1 protein-coding gene is annotated in these 569 nt (G+C 40.2%); it reads left to right on the top strand.

Features of this window, described 5'->3' with window-relative positions:
• Positions 1–565: IS630 family transposase (locus M917_RS06430; RefSeq protein WP_152513962.1), on the top strand; the 565-nt coding region annotated here is incomplete at its 5' end.
• Positions 566–569 lie beyond the last annotated feature (4 nt).

Genomic DNA, 569 nt, shown 5'->3' with positions numbered 1-569 from the left:
CGCCTTGGCATCAGTCAAAAAAAAGACATTAGAGCATCCAAAAGCCTGTCCGATAAAAAGAGCAATATATCAGAATAAGCTTGATAGCTTTACACAGCAAGGCTATCCCATTATTTACATGGATGAAAGTGGCTTTGAGGCTGAAACCATCAGACCCTATGGCTATGCACCGATAGGTAAGCCTTCTATCGATAGTTACAACTGGCAGGGTAAAAAACGCACCAACATCATTGGTGCTCTCTATAAAAAGATGCTGTTTGCGCTTGATTACTTTGAAACAAATATTAACGGCGACATATTCTACGATTGGTGCAAATACACACTAATTCCAAGCTTAAAAACGTCATGCGTGATCGTCATGGATAATGCCAGCTTTCATAAACGCGTTCAAAGGTTACTCAATAGACACGGTCACCGTTTATTATTTCTACCACCGTACAGCCCTGATTTGAACCCTATCGAAAAGAAATGGGCGCAGGCGAAGTTTCTACGCCAAGGATGGATGGAGAATAATCTACCTAAACTGTTCCATGATATGATTTGTACTAATTTTATTGTGGACTGACTAT

It is taken from the genome of Psychrobacter aquaticus CMS 56, assembly GCF_000471625.1.
Taxonomy (GTDB): Bacteria; Pseudomonadota; Gammaproteobacteria; order Pseudomonadales; family Moraxellaceae; genus Psychrobacter; species Psychrobacter aquaticus.
Note: the sequence above shows the minus strand (reverse complement) of the source record. Positions and strands in the feature narration are given on the sequence as shown.